This is a genomic window from Chryseobacterium vietnamense, assembly GCF_031454475.1.
Lineage (GTDB): Bacteria > Bacteroidota > Bacteroidia > Flavobacteriales > Weeksellaceae > Chryseobacterium > Chryseobacterium vietnamense.
In genome coordinates, this window is the sequence record NZ_JAVDQX010000007.1 from 77,931 (window position 1) to 97,051 (window position 19,121).

Here is a 19,121-nt window from a genome sequence, read left to right on the forward strand (position 1 = left end):
ATCTAAAATCCCTTTCAGTAATTGGAAGGGATTTTTTTATTATAATTAAAAATGATTAACTTTAGTAGGCGAAATCCGAAAAGCATATAGAGTAGGAGAGAACATCAAAACAAACCACTATGAAAAACTTAAAAAAACTTTCAAGACATGAGTTGAGATCTCTTAAAGGCTCCGGACCAAACTGGTCTTGTACCCTTAATCCTTGTCCTCCCGGAAGCTGTTGTCTTCCTGGAAGATGGCCTGATATTGCAAGGGCATGTTATATATGTGCCGATTCTTAGATTTTTTTTAACTTAAAACAATACATAAAGCTGCAATTCTCTGTGATTTGTAGCTTTTTTTATAATGTCTTTTTAAGCTTAAAATATCCATACACTAAAAGAGGCAAAGCCAATATCTGAAACAAAAAAACAAGAAGTGACGGAATTCCTTCAAGGTGGTTCTCATTAGCTTTCATAAAGAACTGTTTGCCTAGCGGTCCATTTGAGAATATGACAATATTAAACAAATTCCAGCCCAGATGGAGACCTATAGGAAGGTACAGAGATTTGGTTTTAGCAAAAGAAACTGCAAGCATCCACCCAAAGATGGCTGTCATCACAAGAATAATTCCCATCTGAAAAGGATTTCCTAATGCATTATAAGAAAACCAGTGGTAAATTCCAAAGCAGGCTGCAGATAAAACACAGGCTTTTGTCGTTCCCCATTTTTCAATAGCAAGATACAGTAAAGCACCTCTGAAAAGTAATTCTTCAAACAATACAGACTTTACAACCCACCATGAGCTCATTAACGCTGCAGAAAATGTGAAGTGCTTATTCAGAATCCAGCTGTTATTGATAAATGCCGTTGTCATAATGTGGTAAAGACTGCAAATCGCTGCAGCCAAAAGAAAACCAATACTCCAATGAATCAATCTAGTTGGGTTAGGTTTAAATCCTAAAACAGAAAGATCCTTTTTTGCTATAAACTTCAGGAGAAGCCAGGAACTGATAAGCTCAATGATAATTCCAATCATGGGTTAAAAGTTTTAGTTGGATGAAATTTCTATTTCATTGAAAACGAATATAATAAAAAAATAAATATGAATTAAAACTTAAGAATAGGATTATAAAATATGATGATTCAGTATCTTTTTTATCAATAAATTATCGAAGTGCATGATAATTTATAATAGATTCTTATGGGCGGCGGCGTCTTTCTCTTATAAAAAAGTACTAATTTTAAAATTCAATCATAAAATCAAGAGCAATGAACCAAAACTGGATGCAAAAGTGGGAAGAAGTGAAAAATATTTTGATTTGTCCTACAGATCTCGAAACGTATTTTACTTCTGATGAAATTCTTGGACAGAAAATGGAGACGATGGAAATCGGAAATGTTTCTCTTCCTTCAGGAAAAGTGGTGGTAAGAGATCCGTTGGTTTCTCTGAATGCCAATCAATCTCCTTATTTTATTCAGGCTCCGAAAGGAGATTTTCCTGTGACCATTGCCGTGGTAAAATCTGAAGATTGGGGAGAAAGATATGCTGTTGTAAAAGTTGAATTTACTAAAGAAAAACCTGTTGTTTACAGAGAAGCTTTAGTAGGAATTGAAGAATTGGAGGACGTAGCTGAAGATGATTATTTTGGTTTCGCCGTGGATGCTGGCTTAGGATGTATTACGGATAAAGAGGTTCTTCCTTTTGTGGATCAATTTATAGATAAAATAGATGTCAACAATGTCTATGATGATTATTTCGCCGGGCTTTTTTCACAAAGCTACAAAGATAACCCTACCAATCAGAGAGAAGCGGGAGACTGGATCAACTGGATGATTCCTGATACCAGCTATCACATTCCGATGTTTGCTAGCGGCTTTGGCGACGGTACTTACCCTGTATACTTTGCTTATGATGCTAACGAAGAAATTTGCGGTTTATACATTCAATTTATTGATATTGAATTGGCTTTAAGTGAAGAAGATGAAGAGGACGACAGTGAAGACGACCAACCTGAACATTTTATTTTTTCTAAAAACTAAATATGAACAGAACTTTCGCAGACCATGTTATTGCGTTCAATGAAAACCTGAGCTATACAGGAAATTTACCTGAAGGTTTTGATGTTTTGAATCCCTATCTGGATAATCCCGAAACATTAACGGTAATGCAGAAGTTTTATCATAAATATTATAATGATTCGTCCAGAAGAAAATTTATCATTGGAATCAATCCGAGCCGTCATGGAGCTGGAGTAACCGGAGTTCCGTTTACCGATACAAAAAGACTGGAAAGTGTCTGCGGGATCAAAATGGAATCTGCCCATACCCATGAAATTTCTTCGGTATTCATGTATGATATGATTGAAGATTATGGGGGAGCTGATCTTTTTTATAAAGATATCTATATCAATTCTCCATTTCCGTTAGCTATCGTAAAGAAAACAAAAAACGGATGGCTTAATGCCAATTACTACGATGACAAAAGGCTTTTTGAAGCGGTAAAAGACTTTATGATTGAATCCCTGAAGAAACATATCAGCCTGAATCTGGATACCTCAGAAGTTTTTATTCTGGGTAAAAAGAATGCTGATTTTATTTCAAAATTAAATAACGAAGCAAAACTGTTCGATAGAATGACTGTTCTGGAGCATCCAAGATATATCCAACAGTACAAATTGAAAGAAAAACAGCTTTATATAGACAAGTATATTTTAGCTTTAAAAAAGTGACAAAATCCCTTCGTCGAAAGGGATTTGTCATTCATGAATTAGAATCTTTATGGAATATGAAATTTGTGAAAACTCTTGATATTAGTTTTTAATGACCTTGGTAGATTCTGTTGCTGTTTTAATAATATAAACTCCTTTTGGAAGCTCTGAAATATTGATTTCATTATTCCCCTTTTGAGTTTGTACAGTTTTCATCATTTTACCATCCAGGCTATAGATTTTAGCTTCACTGGCTTTTTCTGTAGTGATAGAAATTGGCCCATGGGTTGGATTAGGGTAAACAGTCAGGTCTTTTTTAATGCTTTTAGTTTCAGAAGTGGCCAATACCAGATTGCTGTCTTTTACCCAGGTAAAAGCATCCAAACCTACATATCGGAAAGCTCCGTTTGCAGTAACCTGCAGTTCATCAATCACGATATTTGAGTAGTTTTGGCCGTTTAAGTTGGTAAGATCAATCAAAGTATATCCGTTCGTACTACCTAAGCTTGTAGCAAATCCGGTCGTTTTTGTTTGGGTAAATTTTGTTACACCGCTTAGTTTTCCTGTTACCGTCAGAGTTCCTGAAACATTAAGGTCAAGATTCAATGCGGAAAGGTACATCCAGAATCTGTTTACTTTAAATAAATTTGAAGTTGTTTTAATACTGAATGATGGCGGAGACTGTGTGTCGTTGGAATTGTCAATGTATCTGTTATCATTCGCTGTTCCGCTCCAGCCTGTTCCCGGGAAATTCCCCTGAATGTCAAAAACACTTACATGTGAAATGATGTTGAAAATGACTCCATTGTCAGTGAAGCTTGTACTCCCGTGTGATTCCGTTTCAAATTGTTCTGTACTGGTCTGCCCGAATGAAAAAATTGAAATGAGCAGACTACAGATTGTTAAAAAAGTAGTGCTTTTCATGATGTTTGTTTTAAATGTTAGGTTATTTATATGATATTAGTCCCTTGGTGGGTAAATACCTTCAACACAAATGATATAATTTAAACCCAGATAAGGAGGCATATTATTCACTGGTAAATTTTGTCCTACAAAAGAAATGCTTTGTCCGTTAATCACGGTGTCAGGATTAGAATCATTTATAAAGCTTGACACCACGTTGAAATCTCTCCCTACCTGCGTTCCTGAAATAGCAATAGATGATGTGGCGGTAGGGGTTGATGAGTTGGCATTTTTATTAGCTACTTTCAATTGAAAACCACCTCCGATGCTTGGAAGGTTTGAAGTTAAAAGGGTGTTCTGTGTAGTCCCTGATACTACTCCTAAGGGATAAAATTGGTTGGCATTTACGTTTCCTGCTCCCAAAGCCATACGCCCTTTTAAATTAGGCAGGGCAAAAGTAGTAATGCCGTCTCCGCCATAAGTTGTTCCTAAAATAGAGAATAGGGCAGAATTTCTTGAAATGCTTATTAGACTTCCGTCGCAAAACATCCAGCCTCTGGGTGCAAAATTTCCTGCAAATAATTTTACAATTCCAATGTACTCGTCCATGGTAATATGTTTTTTAGTTTTTAGATTTCTTACTCTTTTTACAGGCTTTTCAGACTCCGCCTTTTGGTTATTAATTCTCAGTTCAAAGGAACAATTAATATCAGGCAGGTACTAGAGTAGAAAATACCAAATTAAAAACTCCGTATTTCTACGTAGTAATGTCCTGAAGTGTGCGGATGTAAAAAGAAAATTTATGCTTTAAGTTTCTCTGAACGAGCTGTATTTCGTATTTTTGTAAGAATCCAATAAAAATAAAAATGAGCGAATTTGTAGCATCAGAAATTAAAAATAATATTGCCGAAATCACTTTCGGTACACCAAAAAGTAATTCACTTCCGGGAGCAATTTTAGAAAAACTGGCAGAAACGATTCTTGAAGAAGGAGCAAAAGAAGAGGTAAAAGCTATTTTAGTAAAAAGTGCAGGTGAGAAAGCTTTTTGTGCAGGAGCAAGTTTTGATGAGCTTTTAGCCATTGAGGAACTGGAAGCTTCCACGAAATTTTTCGGAGGTTTTGCTAAAGTTTTAAATGCAATGAGAAACTGTGGGAAAATTGTAGTCGTAAGAGTTCAGGGGAAAACTACCGGAGGAGGAGTCGGAATTGCTTGCGGAGCAGATTATTGTTTTGCTACTAAGGATTCAGCTCTGGCGCTTACAGAAATTAATCTTGGAATCGGGCCTTTTGTAATTGGTCCTTATGTTGAAAGAAAAATCGGTAAATCACAATTCTCTGCGATGGCAATTGATGCAGACTTCAGATCTTCTGAATGGGCTGAACAGCATAATATTTATCATTCTGTTTCAGGTACTATTGAGGAAATGGATGAAAAGCTGGAGAAGTTTTTACAGACTTTAGCATCAAGAAGCAGCGATGCTTTGGCATTAATTAAAAAAGTTTCATGGGAAGGAACAGATCACTTCAATGAGCTAATGCCAGCAAGGATTCATATGAGTGCAAGTCTTATTCTGGAGGATTCAGCCAAGAAAAATATTGAATCCATCAAAGAAAAGTTAAGGGCAAAGTAACTTGCTTTTAATGATTCGAAAATAATTGGATTCCGATCCAAAATATTATCCGTAGAAATTCTGCGGATTTTTTTATGCTTTACTGTGGCTGTATGATGATAGTTTGATTTTTTTTAATAAGCGGAAACTATAGTATATTATACTTATGTCTTTGTATTGTGTTATCATTACTTTATTTCACTTAATGTGATTTTTTATTTAAATAAATAATGTTTTTTATGAGTTATTGATAGTATTTTAACTAATTTTAAATAAGTGTTTGATTTTTGGTGCACTATTTTATTTAAATTTTAACTTATTTTTTTAATTAATACATTCTAATTAGTTAAAAATATTAACTAATTATGTTTGTTTCAATTAAAGTTCTTTTTTATTAGCTTTTTATTATTTTTTATTACATATATTTGCGTTCATACTGTTAAAATGTGTTAAATATGAAAATGAAATTAATATTAAGTACTGCTGTACTGTTCTTTGTGGGAGGACATGTGGTAGAGGCCCAGAAGACAAAACGGGATACAATACCACAGGATACTAAGATTGATGAAATCGTTGTAGTAGCTTACGGAAGTCAGAAAAGAGAAACGATGGTTGGCTCCAATACTGAAGTAAAGGCGAAGCAGTTTGCTGATCGACCGATTACAAGCATCGGACAGGCTTTGGATGGAGCCAGTGCCGGTGTAAAAGTAAGTACCGGTACAGGACAGCCAGGAAGCTCACCGAGTATCCAGATCCGTGGGATAGGTTCTTATGGAATTTCAACATCGCCCCTATACGTTGTAGACGGTGCTATATATACCGGTTCCCTTGCAGCTATCAACCCTAATGATATTGCATCATTCAATATTCTGAAAGATGCTGCTTCTACTTCTTTGTATGGTTCTGCTGCAGCTAATGGTGTTGTTTTGATCACTACAAAATCAGGTAGAAAAGGAAAAGATGCCTTCAACTTTAGTATGAGTACCGGAGCAGTTGGAAGATCAATCCCGGAATATGACAGGGTGAATGCTTATCAATATTATCCTCTTGTTTGGGAGGCAATAAGAAATGGTAGAATGACCTCTATACCAGGTACTACTGTAGCAGATGCCAATGCTTATGCCACGGCACAATTGATTTCAGGTGTTCTGAAAACCAATGTTTTTAATGTGCCAGATAATCAATTGGTGGTAAATGGTGTTTTAAATTCCGATGCTAAATTTAAATATACCGATTTAGACTGGCAGAAACCTTTAATGAATACGGGTTTCAGACAGAATTATGAATTAAATTACAGTGGAGGAAGCAACACAACTACTTACTTTTCTTCAGTAGGATACACCAATGAAACAGGATATCTTATTAAATCAGATTTTGAAAGGTTTACGGCAAGATTAAAAGTAGATTCCCAGGTTAAAAGCTGGTTAAAATTAGGAACAAGTATCAGTGGAGTGTCTTCTAACGGAAATAATTCTATAGATGGTGCTGATAATAATTCAGCTTATATCAACCCATACAGATGGACAAGAACAATGGGACCTATTTACAGCCCCTATGCTCATGATCCTACTACATTTGCTACCCTTTATGACAATGCCGGAAACGTAGTTTATGATGCAGGAAACGCAAGAGGAGTTGATGCTGCTGCAGGAAGAAACGTAATTCAGGAGACGCTTTTAAATAAAGATCTTTCTAAGAACTATTATATCATATCCAGAGCCTACGCTGAACTTAAAGTGAATCCGTATCTTACACTTTCCACTAATGCCGGATATGATATCAGAAATAACAGAAGAAGTACCTACGGAAACAAACTTATAGGGGATGCAGCTCCGTTAGGTTCGGCAGAAAAATTTAGCTTTACAGAACAGACTTTCACCTGGAACCAACTCTTAAATTACAAAAGAAAATTCGGAGATCATAATTTTGAATTTCTTTTGGGACATGAAAATTATAAATACACTTATGAGTATCTGTATGGATATAAAAAAGGACAGATTGTAGATGATAATGATGAATTGGTCAACTTTGTTACTCCAGCATCTCTTACTTCCCGTTCCGACAATTATAGAAAAGAAGGAGTGTTTTCAAGATTGAACTATGATTATAAATCTAAATATTTACTTTCAGGATCTATCCGTTGGGATGGTTCGTCCAGATTTGCCAAAGATGTAAGATGGGATTCATTCTGGTCTATAGGTGCAGGATGGAGGCTGAAAGGAGAAGAGTTCTTAAGTAATTCTAATCTTATCAGCGAATTGAAATTGAGAGGATCATATGGTGAAGTTGGGAACGACGGAACAAATAGTTATTATATGTACAAGAGTACTTATACCTTAGGGTATAATAATGCTCAGGAGCCAGGAATTCTATTTGGTTTCTTGGCAGATCCTTCTATTACCTGGGAAGCTAACAAACAAACCGATGTAGGAATTGATTTTGGTTTTTTAAATAATAGAATTACAGGTTCAGTAGAGTACTATAACAGGGTTACTGAAGATCTGATCTTCCCGGTTCCTCTTCCGGTTTCTGCTGGAGTTCCGGATAATACAATTAGCAGAAATGTAGGAACTATGTATAACCGCGGATTCGAATTCAGTATTAATGCAGACGTGATTAAAAATCAAAATTTTACATGGAATATTAATGCCAATGCATCTACGCTTAAAAATCAGATAACAGAACTATCTAACGGTATTACTGAAATTATCAATGGAACCAAGAGAATTTCTGTAGGACACTCAGTATATGATTATTGGTTAAGACAATGGTATGGGGTAGATCCGGCTGACGGTTCTCCTTTATTCCTGGTAGCTGATGCATATGCTAATACAACAGCTGCTGATATCAGAACAGTGAATGGTACAAAAGTGACAACCAATTCCAGTAAAGCCAAATTCGATTACTCGGGAACGGCAATTCCAGATTTATTTGGTAGCTTTGGAACATCTATTACCTATAAACAATGGTCATTATCAGCATTATTTACTTATCAGTTAGGAGGAAAAACATATGATTCCAACTATGCTGCCCTGATGTCTAGTTACTCACAAGGTGGAGCATTAAGTCCGGATATTTTGGACAGATGGACAACTCCGGGGCAGATCACAGATGTTCCAGCATTGAACTCTATAACATATACAAGCTCAAATATTGGTAACAATTCAAGATGGCTGGTAAGTTCGAATTTTATTACATTTAGACAGGCTACTTTAAGTTATAATTTCAGCCCAGAAACTTTATCACAGCTTGGAGTTTTAGGATTAAGAATCCTTGTTTCCGGTGAAAATTTATGGAGCAAAACAGCAAGAAAAGGGTTGGAGCCATCTCAGGCATTTAACGGTACTGCATCAAACAGATATACTCCGGCGAGAGTGGTAACAATAGGATTTAATGTATCTTTTTAAAAAAAAATAAGTAATGAAAAATATCGCAAAACAATATATAAAGTGGGCTGTTGTTCTTTCAGTCTTTACGGGAACGGTTTCATGTGAGAGTGATTATCTTGAAACAGATCCTACCACTGCAGCTTCGGAAGAAGCGGCTTACTCAAGTGCTGCCAATCTAATGGCAATCATTAACGGAATGCATAGAGATATGTATTACAGACAGAATGATAGCCAGGGTCAGAATGGTCAGGGAGGGATTATGATCATGATGGATGCTTTAGCAGATGATCTTGTATTTCCTTCTACGGGAAACGGGTGGTATGTTTCAACTGTCAGATGGCAGGATCAGGTAAACGATAGTGCGTCTAATGCGTTCTACCCTTATCAGTTTTATTATGCATTAATCAGAAATGCAAATCTTGTAATTGCTAATGGTCCCTCAGTACCTGCACCCAATGCAGCTGATGCTGCTACTATTAAAACGGCTATTGGTGAGGCTTATGCATTCAGAGCTTTCTGTTATTACATGTTAGTTCAAATCTATGGTAAAAGATATGTGCCAGGTGCAAACAATACCCAGCTGGGAGTTCCTATCAGATTGGTAGCGAATGAAATTCCTTTGGCAAGAAATACAGTAGAAGAAGTATATACTCAGATTAATAAAGACCTTGATGAGGCTGCTAGCAGATTAGCAGGGGTTACCAGAGCTACAAAATCACATTTTAATGATAAGGTGATTTTAGGACTAAGAGCCAGAATTGCATTAACACAAGGTAATTATGCGGCGGCAGTAACGGCAGCTCAATCAGCACGTGTAGGATTTGCTTTGATGGATAATACAGCTTATACGGCAGGATTCAATAATTTAGCTGCTAATGGTGAATGGATGTGGGGTGCTATAATCATAGCAGACCAAGGTGATTCATTCTCAAATTTTGGTGCTTATATGTCAAGGAACTTTAACTCTACAAATATTCGTCAGGCCCCTAAAGCAATCAACAGTAAATTATTTTTATCATTCCCGTCTACAGATGTAAGAACTAAGAATTTTGATCCAACGGGTGCACATACAGCACTTGCTTTACCTTCAACATATTCTAAATTCCCATATACAAGCCAGAAGTTTCTTGCTGCAAGTCAGGGAGACAGTAGAGTAGATGTTCCTTATATGCGATCCGCAGAAATGTATCTTATTGAAGCGGAAGCTTTAGCCAGATCAGGAAACGAAGCAGGATCGAAAGCTGTTTTTGATGTGTTTGCAAAAAACAGAAACCCTTCTTATACTGGGGCTACAACAACAGGAACCGCCTATATCACTGAAATCCTTAACAGCAGAAGGCTGGAGTTCTGGGGTGAAGGTTTCAGATTCTTAGATTTGAAGAGACTAAACCAAGGGTTAGACAGAACAGGCGCTAATCATTCCTCGGTAGTTACCAATAACTTAATGACCGTAGCTAATACGGACTTACGTTGGGAATTCCTGATTCCAAGAGCTGAAATCAATGCCAACCCATTGATTGTTCAGAATCCATTATAACACGTACAGATTTTAATATATGATTGAGAATCCTGCTTTAGCGGGGTTCTCTTTTTTTTATTACTGGGAGTAAATAAATGATGAGGTCTTCAGAAAAAAATATTTTAAAATTTAAAATAAGGCGTTGGCAGATTAAAAATTAATTTTAACTTTGTAATTCAAAGTTCTTTTTATGGATTCAAAAAACTATCACGAAGACTTATCCCATATCCGTTCCATGATGGAACGTTCTTCCAGATTTATTTCTCTAAGTGGATTATCAGGAGTTGTTGCGGGATTAACGGCCATTATTGGAGCTGTATATGTGTATTTCGTTTTTCAGCGGGAAGGAATCAGTTATTTTGATGGGGACAGAAATATTTTAGGCCCAGCCTTGGTAAAAGAACTTGTCCTGATCGGAATTGTTATTTTGGTTGTTGCAGTCCTTAGCGGTTATATTTTTACAGCCCATAAAAGCAAAAAGAAAGGTTTGAAGATCTGGGATGCCACTACAAAGCGACTTTTGATTACCTTTGCAGTGCCTTTGGTAGCAGGCGGTGTCTTTTGTCTCGCTCTGCTTTATCATCATCTTTTTGTTTTCATTGCTCCAGCTACTCTTATTTTTTATGGATTGGCTCTGGTAGCAGCAGAACGATATACATTAACGGATGTAAAGTATTTAGGATATCTGGAGATTATTTTAGGGCTTATTTCTTTGTTCTTTTTAGGATGGGGATTGCTGTTTTGGGCAATTGGTTTCGGTGTTTTACATATTGTGTACGGATTGATCATGCATAAGAAGTATAAATAGTAAAATGAATAAAGTATTCAAATATTTCATTATAATACTTTCTGCCATTGGTGGTTTGTTCTTAGTAGGTTTTATTGCAGTGATTTTAATCATTGGTTATGCTTTTGGAAGCTTTGATAAAAGTTATTCAGTTTCTGAACTGAAAGAAGAGTATTACTTGAGAGAAGTTGAAATCGCAGATTTAATTAAATATTATAATACAATTAAGCCTGAAAATTATTCTGTAGATATAGAATTTAAAAATGATAAAATACTTGAAAGATTAAGAATAACATATAAAGGTTCATCCAATGTGGTTTATCAAGACTGGAATGTAAGTTCTAATGTTCTATTTACAGAAAAGCTTAAAGATATAGCAGGATGGAACGAAGAACAGACTGCCGTTTTAAAAAATAAATTAGATAAAGCAAACTGTATTTCTATAGAAGATGGAGAACCTTTGAAAATAGGCTTTAAAAGAAGTGGTTTGGGAATGTTTTCTTTTAATGTTTTTCAAGAAATAAATACTGACCGAAGTAAATATAATGACGGTTGTGAATATATATTGGTAAACAGAAATTTAGCTTTTCAATACGGAGGAGGAGCAATCGGAAATCAGTGTTTTCCTAATAAGAATTAAGAAATTATGATCAAAATAAGTCAGCTCAATAAAGAATTCGAAAGCCGTGTGAGATTGGGCATTATGTCTGTTCTTATGGTCAACGACTGGGTTGACTTTTCTGAAATGAAAAACCTGCTCGAAATTACAGACGGAAATCTGGCGAGTCACAGCAATGCCCTGGAAAAAGCAGAATATATCGAAGTGAAAAAAGAATTTGTAGGGAAGAAACCCAAAACATCTTATCGCGTTACACAACGTGGAAGACAGGCATTTAATGAGCATTTAGATGCTCTTGAGAAATTACTGGGACGATAGTCCTATATTTTTTTGAAAATTAACTTTGAATTACAAAGTACTTTATAATTAAAAATTAAATAAAATGATGACACACAAACAAACAACAATTGCAATTTATGCCCTTCCGTTGGCTTTACTCAGTATTCCATTGGTTGGAAATCTAGTGTCTAAAGAAGTTAACTGGTCAGTTTCAGATTTCCTGATTGCAGGAGCTTTGCTTTTTACAACCGCTTTTCTGATCAACCTCGTTAGAAGCAGAATAAAGAAACAAAGTCAGAAAGTTCTCATCTCGTTTTTTATTCTGGCTGTTCTTGCATTGATCTGGATCGAACTGGCAGTAGGAATTTTCGGAAGTCCGTTTGCCGGAAGCTAAAATTTGATTTGTGATTAATCCTGAATAATAATGAAAGATTCAGAAATAATAGATCTGGGTAAGGCAGTATTCGGAGTGTTTTTTTCAATTGGAACTCTTTGTCTTTTAGGAGCTCTTATTACAAAAAATAACGGGTTTGCCGGAGCAGGTTATCTGCTAATCGTTTTCGGAGTACCAGTCAATTTATTATGTATACTGGGATTTTTGACATATGGTGTTATAAATACATCAAAATTTAAAGAATGTATGATAGCCATAGGCCAATATTCCCATTGCATTTCTGTACGCCGTGATAGGTCTTAGCTTTTTCAATAATTAATATTCATAAATATCTAATTTTTAAATAATACGGCATGAAAAAAATACGTGTTCAGTTTCTGCTTTTTGTGTATGATAAAACTCAAAAATTATACAGAAAATATTTCAAAAAGAAAAAAAGACAGTGGCAGTTCAATGAAAAACAACTGTTGGAATTTCAGGAAGATTCTTTAGGCCGAAAATTGGGAGAGTTTTACAGGAAACACGGTTTTTCTATGATTCCCAAAATGGAAAATCATGATGTACACCATCTGATTACTGGTTGTGGAACCCACTTCGAAGATGAAATAGCCATGCAGTATCTGCTCCTTGGAAACGGCAAACTCAATGCACACCTTCTGGCAGCAATCGTATTGGGAACAATTATTCTCCCGGAATATGTGAAAATTTATATCAAAGCCTATAAAAAGGGCCAAAATATGAGAGCCTTTCACCATTGGGATTTTGAAGAACTGCTGTGGCAGAATTATGAGCATGTAATGGATTTTATTCAACAAAAAGAAACGGTAGTTCTTCATTAAAAACTAAAGATGATGAGAAAAATAAAATTCAGCCCGTTGGGAGAAAAAACATTTTTAATTTCCTTTTTGCTGGGCACATTCTTATTGATCTTATTTTGGATTACGGAGGCAGAATTTCTGATCATATTCGGATTTTATTACGTAGTGATTGCTGCTGTAACCAACCTGTTGATCACCTTATATGAACTGATGGAATATCTGAGTGATGTTTCCGGAAAGAAGAGTAATGGAAATTCTGTTCTTCTTCTGTTGCTCAACATTCCTGTTACCTTACTCTACCTTACCATGTTTTTCAATTTTAGCTAAGCCTTAAACAGTTCATCTTTCATCTTTTAAATAATAAACATCATGAAAACACATCATTATATATTTCTTACAGCTATTCTCTTTGTCATCGTTTTTTATGATCAGGAGGTAGGATTGAACCTTGGGATTCTGGGAATTTCCTACGCTGTATTAACGTTGTTTAGAACACCTGAAAAAAATAAAACAAGAACATTGTACGCTCTTTTTGCAACAAGCATTCTATCAAGCATTGCATTTGCATGGTTTGGAGATTTTCCATCCTTCATAGCGGTGGTGAGCTCACTCCTTTTAATGGGATATAAATCAAAGAACAGAAGGTTGAAGGTTCTCTTTTTAATTCCTGTTTTTATTGTGAATTGCTGCACATCATTCTGCCGTTTTTTTAGCTTTGACGAATGGCTTCCTAAAAAGAATGTTCCCGGGTTATGGCAAAAGACATTGGCTTTCATTTTGATTCCGCTGGTACTTGTTTCTGTTTTCTTTGGAATTTATTCTGCAGGAAGTAATCATTTTGCAGCCCTTTTCACAGATTATGAGTGGGATCTTAACATTTGGCAGATATTCTGTCTCTCGGTTTTAGGATTTTTTATTGCTTTTAATTACTGGAATTATGCGGTGGAAAAACTCATCTATAAAAATAATCATGTTTTGGATAACGATTTCAGCAAAGATTCCCGGGTTCCAAAGGCTACTTATTCTTTTCTTGACCTAGATGCAGAAAGAATGAGTGGAGTAATCTCTTTTGTCCTGTTGAATGTTTTATTGGTGTTCTTTATTATTACTTATAATTATGAACAGTTTTATGAAGCAGTAAAAACACCGGTTCAGCTTTCAGAAGAAACCCATGAAAGAGTAAATGCTGTGATTATGTCTATTGTTATGGCAATTCTGGTGATCATGTTTTATTTTAAATCCGGATTTAATTTTGATCCAAAAGCAGGTTTATTGAAAATCTTAGCCAAAATCTGGATATTCCTCAATGCTATTCTTGTAGTTTCTGCAGCACTTAAAAACTACGAGTATATTGTTAATTATGCATTTACCTATAAAAGGTTAGGAGTTTTTGCTTTTCTTTTGTTATCGCTTGTTGGCCTGGTCCTTACTTATATTAAAATCCAAAAACAGAAAAGAAACATTTTCCTTGTCAATACAATGATTTGGTTTTTTTATGGAACAGTTCTCGTATGCAGTTACTTCAACTGGGGTGGTTTTATTACTTCCCAGAATATGAAACGAAAAGATTTTGCAGTCAATTATCATTTAACTTCCATCAACTTCAGCGAAAAGGCACTCCTGAAATATGCAGATGAAAAAAATGATCAGAAACTTAGAAATACCTTACAGAATAAGGTGAAAAACGAAACTTCTAAAACTTTCCTTTCAAAGATTTTGTATTATCAGACTATAAAATAAATGATCATGAAAAACTTTCTAGAATCCTCAAGATTTAAAATTAATGTATTGTTGATAATGATGACCATATTCTGCTTCAGCCTTTCTGCTTTCAGATACTATATCAGCGATACAAAAGTTTTTTTGTTTCTCAACTGGAATCTTTTTCTGGCATGGATTCCCTTATTACTAAGTTCTTTTATTTTTGCCTTTCGTATCAGAAGTAAAATTTCACTCATCTTTATTATCGTAGTCTGGATATTGTTCTTCCCCAATTCTCCCTACATTCTTACGGATCTTTTTCACCTCAGAGCAAGAAATGATATACCGGTCTGGTATGACCTTATTGTTATTCTTTCCTATGCCTGGACAGGGCTGATCTGTGGTTTCATAAGTCTTAATGATATTGAAAGACGGCTTTCTGACTATGGAAAAAGAAATATCATCAATGGAGTGATTGTATTTTTCCTGTTCATGAGCAGCTTTGGAGTTTATCTTGGCCGGTTTTTGAGATGGAACAGCTGGGATGTACTCAATAATCCTTTCGGTCTGTTCTCAGATATTGTGGTAAGATTCATCTATCCTATGGAATATACCAAAACATGGGGTGTTACGCTTTTGATGGGAATTATGCTCAACTTTATGTACTTTACATTTAAATGGGCGGGAACAAATGATGAAAAAGAATTGCAGGCAGAAAATAAATCATTAAACGAATTGGAACAATTTTAGCATTTAAATGAGCTCAGCATAATAAATGCTGATCCATTTTTTAAATTAATTATTATGAAAAAAAGCTTATTGTTAATTCCTTTGATTATTGTTGCCTGTAAAAAAGAACCTGCGGTGACAAACGTTCCGGAGAAAGATTCTACAGTAGTAACAGAAATGCCGGACTCTGTGGTGAAAACAGATTCTGTAGCACTGAGAAAAAAAGATTCAATTATTAACAATGCTCCGGCCACGAAGGAAGTATTACGCAAAGGGGTAATGAGAGATGAAAAAGATGGTCAGATCATAAGAACTGCAGACGCTAACCAGCTGCCTTTTACAATCGGAGAAGAATTTACAAAAGATGATCAGGATTTGATTTTAAAACTGACCCGTTATGACCGTCCCAATATCAAAGCGAAAATTTCAACAAAAGAGAAAGACTTTAATATTCGTTTCAATCAAATCAGGCTTCCCAATGGAAACTACGACGGACCTTTCGGAAGAGAAATCACTTATGATACTCCCGGAAATGGGGAAGTGTGGCTGATTATAGGAAAAAGTAACATGGCGTCGGGAAATACAAAAGGAAGTTTCACGGTAACTGTGGAATAATAATCAATCAATTTGGTACAATTTCTGCAAACTAAACACTGAAGTTTAAAATTTAACATTATGAAAAATATAGTTCTAACAGCAATGGCCGCCTCAGCCGTACTTGTAAGTTGCGGAACCGTACAGTCGCTGGTTCAGAATACATTTCCATACACAACGAATGTTCTGATTTCTACGGGAGTTCCTGCAGATAAGGAAGTGTCTTCCACTGCAACAGCTACCAATGTGCAGACCTGGTTCGGAGGAAATAACAATGCAAAAATTAAAGACGTAAGAATTTCAGATGCGAAAATCTCTGTGGCATCTCCTTCCGGAGGAAATCTGAGTGCATTCAAAACTGTAAAGATCTACGTTTCATCTAACGGAACAGGAGAAAGATTGGTTGCATCACGTTCCAATATCTCCACCAATTCTTCCAGCTTGAACCTTGATCTTAATGATACCGGATTTCTGGATGAAATTGTAAAAAGTTCAGGATTAACCGTAAGAACAGTTTATGAACTGAAGAATCAGACCACTTCAGACATGAATATCAAGGTAGCGCTTAATTTCAGCAGCGTTCCTGCGAAATAATTATATAAAAAATACTATAAAAAACCCTCTTTCAGCCTTCTGAAAGAGGGTTTAATGTGAAATAAAATGTATAAAAATCTTTTGTTTTTAGAGTTTTGTCAGTTTCTCAACCACTCTTCTCTGGCCTTCATTGATGTTGATCATGTATTGACCAGTTGGTAGGTGTGAAATGTCAATTTTCTCATTCGGTAAAACCGAACTTTTGATAACAGTACGTCCCTGGAGATTAATAATCTCTACATCCAGTTTTTTATTTTCACTGCTTTGAATAGCAATGGAACTGCTGGAAGGATTAGGATAAATCTTAACCTCTAAGGCAGATAAAGTTTTAACAGGTGTTGCAAATTTGCTTTCCAGCTGAAGAATAGCATTCTTCACATTAGGAAGAGGCCCGATCTTTTGGCCAGTTACCGTTCCTCCCTGAGGAATTCCAGTTGAAATTAAAAGGTTTTTCATTGCAGAAGGCGTTAAATATTGACCTGTAGTTTGACGATAGAAAGACTGGATCAAAATAGCCGCAGAAGAAACTACCGGTGTTGCAGAACTTGTACCGCTGAAATAATTATAAGTTCTGTTGTTGTCATTGTCATATTTCGCATAAGATCCATAACCCGCTGCCATCACACTGCTTCCCCAGCCCTGAACATCCACTCTGTTTCCAAAAGTACTGAAGCTTAATTTCGAATGGGTTGTATTAGGAGATCCCGCCCCTACAATAATAGCCCCGCTGTTTCCTCTTGCAAGATAGGTTGCATAAAACGGATCATCCAGGTTCTGGTTTCCATTCCCTGCTGCTGCAATGATGATAATTCCTGAATCGGTAGCAGCTTTTGTAAGATCCCAGATTACTTTATCATATTCCGCAGGGCAATACTGGCCGTCTTTTCCACCAGTCTGCATTTCATATAAAATAATATCTCCTGCCTGAGATGCATTAATAGATCTGCTCACTGCAGAAGCCCGGTTGTATCCCACAGTAGTCCATTCCATATAACCCTTTATTTCAGAAGCACTGTAAGCAGCTCCGGTAAGTCCTGTATTATCTTTTATTGAACCTAAAATACTTACCACAGCAGTTCCGTGGTCACGGTAATTGTTATTGGCTAATCCGGCATTAGGAGAATAGCCGGGCTCAAGTTGTATTGAATTTTGGTTAGACAGCATCTCATGAGTTTTATAGAAACCATATTCTACATCACGCACACGGATATTCTGTCCTGTGATACCTCTTGACCATGCATATTTCGCATTGATTCCCGGATTGTCATTCAGGTAGGTCTGCAGGCTTTCCAGATCAGGAGTCACTACAAAAGCATTTACTAATGGCGGTTCAATAGGTTCGGCGCTCATGACAGAAACGTATTCTATTTCAGGAAATCTCTCAAGAATATGGATGATTTTTTCTGAGGCTTCTTTGTTTTGAAGAGGAATATCAGCCTTATAAATTCTTTTCAGTTTTTCCACAGATTCTCCGGAATTACCGATGGCTTTGCTGCTTCTGGCCATTTCGTCAAGTTTGTTGTCTGTGAAATCCAGGTCATACTTGAATGAGATGTGATTTTCCCGTGAAAATCTTTCCAGGTCTGCATTTCTGCTGAAAGCTGTTTTTTCTGAATTGATGCCTTTTGAAAAGCATACGTAAATAATTGAATTTTGATCATTAGCCATTTTGGGCTGGCTGTCCTGTCCGAAAGACAAAGTAGAACAGAACGCAAATAATGCGAAAAGGTTGATCCTTGATTTCATATAATTTTGTTAAATGGTTGTAAATCAGTTTTTATTTACACCAAAAATAATAATAAAATGAAAACAAATCACGTTTTTGTGAATTTAATTTTAAATTTTTTACTCTTTTCTTTTGTATAAAGGATTTTTTTTGTTTTTGAATGATAACCTTGCAGGTTCTCAAAAACCCGTGAGGTTTAAGAGCGCAAATTTTATACTTACCCATCAAAAAAATACGCTTCATAAATTGAAGCGTATCGGTGTATTTTATACATTTGCCTTTCTCTGTTTAGCTTTTGGTAATAGAATCCATGACAATGGTAACTGGTCCGTCATTGACCAGAGAAACCTTCATGTCAGCTCCGAAGATTCCACTTTCGGTTCTTAATCCAGATTGGGCTATTTCTTCCTTAAAATAATCAAAAAGGGGTACTGCTTTATCCGGTTTTGCTGCCTTTATGAAAGAAGGTCTGTTTCCTTTTTTGTAATCTGCAATCAATGTAAACTGACTAATACAAAGGATTTCTCCCGAAATGTCTTTCACGGAAAGATTAAGCTTGTCATCTTCATCACCAAAGATTCTCAGGTTTAAAACCTTTTTTACAAGCCAGTCAGCATCTGTCTTTTCATCATTTTCATCTATGCCTACCAGCAACATTAATCCTTTCCCGATTTCGCCAACCGTTTTTCCATCTACTTTTACACTGGCTTCGGAGACTCTTTGTATAACTACCTTCATTACAAATTTTAGCTGTTTTTGGTTTTCCAGA

General features: G+C 35.9%; 22 protein-coding genes. 17 read left to right on the plus strand and 5 right to left on the minus strand.

Annotated features, from left to right (window positions below; all coding sequences use genetic code 11):
* Positions 1 to 119: 119 nt before the first annotated feature.
* A complete protein-coding gene (locus tag J2786_RS21275; protein WP_310026691.1) occupies positions 120 to 281 on the plus strand; it encodes a bacteriocin-like protein in 162 nt (53 codons plus the stop codon).
* 59 nt (positions 282 to 340) lie between these two features.
* Here J2786_RS21275 and J2786_RS21280 read toward each other — a convergent pair whose 3' ends face one another.
* Positions 341 to 1,018 carry a CPBP family intramembrane glutamic endopeptidase gene (locus J2786_RS21280; RefSeq protein WP_047429184.1) on the minus strand — a complete coding sequence of 226 codons (678 nt, stop codon included), beginning with the start codon at positions 1,016 to 1,018 and terminating at the stop codon, positions 341 to 343.
* A gap of 233 nt (positions 1,019 to 1,251) precedes the next feature.
* Here J2786_RS21280 and J2786_RS21285 point away from each other — a divergent pair, with 233 nt between their 5' ends.
* Together J2786_RS21285 and J2786_RS21290 are read left to right on the plus strand one after the other, a co-directional pair.
* A complete protein-coding gene (locus J2786_RS21285; RefSeq protein ID WP_052186896.1) occupies positions 1,252 to 2,022 on the plus strand; it encodes a DUF4241 domain-containing protein in 771 nt (256 codons plus the stop codon).
* Positions 2,023 to 2,024: 2 nt separating this feature from the next.
* Complete coding sequence (locus J2786_RS21290) at positions 2,025 to 2,711, plus strand: SMUG2 DNA glycosylase family protein (RefSeq protein ID WP_047429186.1); 687 nt, start codon at positions 2,025 to 2,027, stop codon at positions 2,709 to 2,711.
* An 81-nt stretch (positions 2,712 to 2,792) separates the two neighbouring features.
* On the opposite strand, the gene J2786_RS21295 is transcribed toward J2786_RS21290, so the two are convergent.
* Positions 2,793 to 3,614: a T9SS type A sorting domain-containing protein gene (locus J2786_RS21295; protein WP_052186898.1), complete on the minus strand. Its 822-nt coding sequence runs from the start codon at positions 3,612 to 3,614 to the stop codon at positions 2,793 to 2,795.
* A gap of 36 nt (positions 3,615 to 3,650) precedes the next feature.
* On the minus strand, positions 3,651 to 4,202 hold the full coding sequence (locus J2786_RS21300) for a phage tail protein (protein WP_047429188.1): 552 nt from the start codon (positions 4,200 to 4,202) through the stop codon (positions 3,651 to 3,653).
* A 257-nt stretch (positions 4,203 to 4,459) separates the two neighbouring features.
* On the opposite strand from J2786_RS21300, the gene J2786_RS21305 reads away from it, so the two are divergent.
* The 14 genes from J2786_RS21305 (at position 4,460) to J2786_RS21370 (ending at position 16,626) form a co-directional block, all read left to right on the plus strand.
* Positions 4,460 to 5,224, plus strand: a complete 765-nt coding sequence (locus J2786_RS21305; protein WP_047429191.1) for an enoyl-CoA hydratase/isomerase family protein — start codon at positions 4,460 to 4,462, stop codon at positions 5,222 to 5,224.
* A gap of 440 nt (positions 5,225 to 5,664) precedes the next feature.
* Positions 5,665 to 8,610 (plus strand): SusC/RagA family TonB-linked outer membrane protein, encoded by a 2,946-nt coding sequence (locus J2786_RS21310; RefSeq protein WP_310026700.1) that lies wholly within the window; start codon positions 5,665 to 5,667, stop codon positions 8,608 to 8,610.
* Between the two features lie 13 nt (positions 8,611 to 8,623).
* On the plus strand, positions 8,624 to 10,129 hold the full coding sequence (locus tag J2786_RS21315; RefSeq protein ID WP_047429197.1) for a RagB/SusD family nutrient uptake outer membrane protein: 1,506 nt from the start codon (positions 8,624 to 8,626) through the stop codon (positions 10,127 to 10,129).
* Positions 10,130 to 10,301: 172 nt separating this feature from the next.
* Complete coding sequence (locus J2786_RS21320; RefSeq protein ID WP_047429199.1) at positions 10,302 to 10,919, plus strand: hypothetical protein; 618 nt, start codon at positions 10,302 to 10,304, stop codon at positions 10,917 to 10,919.
* Between the two features lie 4 nt (positions 10,920 to 10,923).
* Positions 10,924 to 11,538 (plus strand): hypothetical protein, encoded by a 615-nt coding sequence (locus tag J2786_RS21325; RefSeq protein ID WP_047429201.1) that lies wholly within the window; start codon positions 10,924 to 10,926, stop codon positions 11,536 to 11,538.
* Between the two features lie 6 nt (positions 11,539 to 11,544).
* Positions 11,545 to 11,835, plus strand: a complete 291-nt coding sequence (locus J2786_RS21330; protein ID WP_047429204.1) for a winged helix-turn-helix domain-containing protein — start codon at positions 11,545 to 11,547, stop codon at positions 11,833 to 11,835.
* A 64-nt stretch (positions 11,836 to 11,899) separates the two neighbouring features.
* Positions 11,900 to 12,190: a hypothetical protein gene (locus J2786_RS21335; RefSeq protein ID WP_082001924.1), complete on the plus strand. Its 291-nt coding sequence runs from the start codon at positions 11,900 to 11,902 to the stop codon at positions 12,188 to 12,190.
* Positions 12,191 to 12,220: 30 nt separating this feature from the next.
* Positions 12,221 to 12,493, plus strand: coding sequence for a hypothetical protein (locus J2786_RS21340; protein WP_052186900.1), 273 nt, complete (start codon positions 12,221 to 12,223; stop codon positions 12,491 to 12,493).
* A 50-nt stretch (positions 12,494 to 12,543) separates the two neighbouring features.
* On the plus strand, positions 12,544 to 13,029 hold the full coding sequence (locus J2786_RS21345) for a Coq4 family protein (RefSeq protein WP_047429206.1): 486 nt from the start codon (positions 12,544 to 12,546) through the stop codon (positions 13,027 to 13,029).
* Positions 13,030 to 13,038: 9 nt separating this feature from the next.
* Positions 13,039 to 13,335, plus strand: a complete 297-nt coding sequence (locus J2786_RS21350) for a hypothetical protein (RefSeq protein WP_156121384.1) — start codon at positions 13,039 to 13,041, stop codon at positions 13,333 to 13,335.
* A gap of 42 nt (positions 13,336 to 13,377) precedes the next feature.
* Complete coding sequence (locus J2786_RS21355) at positions 13,378 to 14,748, plus strand: DUF4153 domain-containing protein (protein ID WP_047429209.1); 1,371 nt, start codon at positions 13,378 to 13,380, stop codon at positions 14,746 to 14,748.
* A gap of 6 nt (positions 14,749 to 14,754) precedes the next feature.
* Positions 14,755 to 15,459 (plus strand): DUF1361 domain-containing protein, encoded by a 705-nt coding sequence (locus J2786_RS21360; protein WP_047429275.1) that lies wholly within the window; start codon positions 14,755 to 14,757, stop codon positions 15,457 to 15,459.
* Between the two features lie 54 nt (positions 15,460 to 15,513).
* A complete protein-coding gene (locus J2786_RS21365; protein ID WP_047429211.1) occupies positions 15,514 to 16,053 on the plus strand; it encodes a hypothetical protein in 540 nt (179 codons plus the stop codon).
* Positions 16,054 to 16,113: 60 nt separating this feature from the next.
* The gene (locus J2786_RS21370) at positions 16,114 to 16,626 is read left to right on the plus strand and encodes a hypothetical protein (protein ID WP_142018992.1); all 513 of its coding nucleotides are present in this window, start codon (positions 16,114 to 16,116) and stop codon (positions 16,624 to 16,626) included.
* 87 nt (positions 16,627 to 16,713) lie between these two features.
* Here the strand turns inward: J2786_RS21370 and J2786_RS21375 are convergent, their stop codons facing one another.
* Together J2786_RS21375 and dtd are read right to left on the minus strand one after the other, a co-directional pair.
* A complete protein-coding gene (locus J2786_RS21375) occupies positions 16,714 to 18,372 on the minus strand; it encodes a S8 family peptidase (protein WP_052186902.1) in 1,659 nt (552 codons plus the stop codon).
* 268 nt (positions 18,373 to 18,640) lie between these two features.
* On the minus strand, positions 18,641 to 19,090 hold the full coding sequence (gene dtd, locus J2786_RS21380) for a D-aminoacyl-tRNA deacylase (protein ID WP_047429215.1): 450 nt from the start codon (positions 19,088 to 19,090) through the stop codon (positions 18,641 to 18,643).
* Positions 19,091 to 19,121 lie beyond the last annotated feature (31 nt).

Bases quoted from the DNA above. Each gene is read 5' to 3' on its own strand.
- J2786_RS21290 (WP_047429186.1), top strand. From the start codon at position 2,025: ATGAACAGAACTTTCGCAGACCATGTTATTGCGTTCAATGAAAACCTG.
- J2786_RS21280 (WP_047429184.1), bottom strand. From the start codon at position 1,018: ATGATTGGAATTATCATTGAGCTTATCAGTTCCTGGCTTCTCCTGAAG.
- J2786_RS21305 (WP_047429191.1), top strand. From the start codon at position 4,460: ATGAGCGAATTTGTAGCATCAGAAATTAAAAATAATATTGCCGAAATC.
- J2786_RS21330 (WP_047429204.1), top strand. From the start codon at position 11,545: ATGATCAAAATAAGTCAGCTCAATAAAGAATTCGAAAGCCGTGTGAGA.
- J2786_RS21315 (WP_047429197.1), top strand. From the start codon at position 8,624: ATGAAAAATATCGCAAAACAATATATAAAGTGGGCTGTTGTTCTTTCA.
- J2786_RS21295 (WP_052186898.1), bottom strand. From the start codon at position 3,614: ATGAAAAGCACTACTTTTTTAACAATCTGTAGTCTGCTCATTTCAATT.
- J2786_RS21350 (WP_156121384.1), top strand. From the start codon at position 13,039: ATGATGAGAAAAATAAAATTCAGCCCGTTGGGAGAAAAAACATTTTTA.
- J2786_RS21300 (WP_047429188.1), bottom strand. From the start codon at position 4,202: ATGGACGAGTACATTGGAATTGTAAAATTATTTGCAGGAAATTTTGCA.
- J2786_RS21375 (WP_052186902.1), bottom strand. From the start codon at position 18,372: ATGAAATCAAGGATCAACCTTTTCGCATTATTTGCGTTCTGTTCTACT.
- J2786_RS21320 (WP_047429199.1), top strand. From the start codon at position 10,302: ATGGATTCAAAAAACTATCACGAAGACTTATCCCATATCCGTTCCATG.
- J2786_RS21285 (WP_052186896.1), top strand. From the start codon at position 1,252: ATGAACCAAAACTGGATGCAAAAGTGGGAAGAAGTGAAAAATATTTTG.
- J2786_RS21365 (WP_047429211.1), top strand. From the start codon at position 15,514: ATGAAAAAAAGCTTATTGTTAATTCCTTTGATTATTGTTGCCTGTAAA.
- J2786_RS21360 (WP_047429275.1), top strand. From the start codon at position 14,755: ATGAAAAACTTTCTAGAATCCTCAAGATTTAAAATTAATGTATTGTTG.
- dtd (WP_047429215.1), bottom strand. From the start codon at position 19,090: ATGAAGGTAGTTATACAAAGAGTCTCCGAAGCCAGTGTAAAAGTAGAT.
- J2786_RS21310 (WP_310026700.1), top strand. From the start codon at position 5,665: ATGAAATTAATATTAAGTACTGCTGTACTGTTCTTTGTGGGAGGACAT.
- J2786_RS21335 (WP_082001924.1), top strand. From the start codon at position 11,900: ATGATGACACACAAACAAACAACAATTGCAATTTATGCCCTTCCGTTG.
- J2786_RS21325 (WP_047429201.1), top strand. From the start codon at position 10,924: ATGAATAAAGTATTCAAATATTTCATTATAATACTTTCTGCCATTGGT.
- J2786_RS21355 (WP_047429209.1), top strand. From the start codon at position 13,378: ATGAAAACACATCATTATATATTTCTTACAGCTATTCTCTTTGTCATC.
- J2786_RS21340 (WP_052186900.1), top strand. From the start codon at position 12,221: ATGAAAGATTCAGAAATAATAGATCTGGGTAAGGCAGTATTCGGAGTG.
- J2786_RS21275 (WP_310026691.1), top strand. From the start codon at position 120: ATGAAAAACTTAAAAAAACTTTCAAGACATGAGTTGAGATCTCTTAAA.
- J2786_RS21345 (WP_047429206.1), top strand. From the start codon at position 12,544: ATGAAAAAAATACGTGTTCAGTTTCTGCTTTTTGTGTATGATAAAACT.
- J2786_RS21370 (WP_142018992.1), top strand. From the start codon at position 16,114: ATGAAAAATATAGTTCTAACAGCAATGGCCGCCTCAGCCGTACTTGTA.